The sequence below is a fragment of the Eubacterium sp. AF36-5BH genome (assembly GCF_003460505.1).
GTDB lineage: Bacteria > Bacillota > Clostridia > Lachnospirales > Lachnospiraceae > Eubacterium_G.
This window is the reverse complement of the sequence record NZ_QTVG01000022.1, coordinates 1-1,438: the sequence shown is the minus strand read 5'-3', so window position 1 is coordinate 1,438 and position 1,438 is coordinate 1. Positions and strand designations below refer to the sequence as shown.

At 33.4% G+C, this 1,438-nt stretch carries 1 protein-coding gene; it reads right to left on the bottom strand.

Going from position 1 to position 1,438, the window contains the following annotated elements; all coding sequences use genetic code 11:
* Positions 1-1,094 (bottom strand): hypothetical protein (locus DW006_RS11960; protein WP_147337660.1); only part of this gene is annotated, 1,094 nt, incomplete at its 3' end.
* Positions 1,095-1,438: the final 344 nt, after the last annotated feature.

The following is a 1,438-nucleotide window of genomic DNA, read 5'->3' as shown; positions in this document are numbered from 1 at the left end:
GTTACGTCTGCTGATGTTGCATCCGGTGATGTTACGTCTGCTGATGTCACATTGTTCGATGTTGGATCAACTGATGTCTGTATATCTTCAACCTTCACTAATGTCAACTTAATATTTAATTCTTCATCTGCTGGAGCATATCCTAAATTTAAATAAATATCAGGTTTTTCTGTTTCAGCCTTATATGATATTTCAAGTGAATTTGTACCTTCCGCGAATTTTACATTCTCTGCTTTTTCTCCAACTTTTACTAAACCGTCAAAAGCCTTTGAAGCTGTGTAATCTACTTTTACCTTGTAATCTTTTCCTGCTTCTAAAGGACCAACTGTATTTGTTGAGCCAAGAACACGAAGCTGTGTCTGCCAATCTCCACCACCATATTCAGCGAATTTAATATCTACTGTTGCTGAATTGCTGTCTGCTGTTCCTTTATATTTAATGCTCCCTGTTGAAAAAGCACTCCAAGGTGATGTTAATGTCCACTGACCTTTGATAGAAGCATAATAGCCATCTTCTTCCGGCTGCTGTTCTGTTGTTGTAACAATCTCAGTTGCTTCTGTTGTTGTAATACCCTTAAAGTCAATTACACAACCTGTTGGCATACCACTAAGTTCAAATACTAAAGTTTCTGTTTCTCCTGTTGCCTTAAACTGAAGTGTAGTTTCGTTCTCACCTACTTTAATTTCAATGTTTGAATTTACTACGCCTGTAACATCAGTTTTTTCATATAAAATTCCTGCCATAGATGAATTTAATTTTGTTTTAATATCATATGTCTTTCCTGCTGTAAGTCCTGTCAATTTTGTCTTAGCCTGTAAATGCCAAGTACCAGGCTTACCGCATGACTCATCAATCTTTAAGCTTAAGTCATCTAACTTGCTTCCTGCATAACTCATGTTACCTGCAAGACCATCATATGTTCCCGCAAATAATTCTGACCAGTCGCCAACTGCAGCGCCTTTACCATTTGTTAAAGCTGTGTACTCAGAATCTTCATATGCTGAAACTGACTTGTTATTGTACACTGTTACACTTGTAACAATTAATGCTATGGCACAAAAATATGCCATAATTTTTTTGAATCCTTTCTTCATTTGTAACTCCTTTCAAAATTTCCTAATTTTAGTTTTACAAAACCTATGTAAATTTTATCAAACTTTTTGTTGTGTTTAAGGGTATCATTTTTTAGTGAAGGTGTGTTTTTTTTAAAAAATGTTTTTATGTGAGTATACATCAACAATGAAATATCTTATGTGCGATAGAAATTCTAAAATAATTTCTTATTACACAAAAATAAGGACTATATACTTTATTATTATACTGTACATAGCCCTTATCATTATTATTTTAATAATCTGAAAAACTTATTTATTTAACTTTAATTTTTACAGCCTTTGACCACTTCTTAGCACCAACTGCTTTTACTCTAACGTATAAT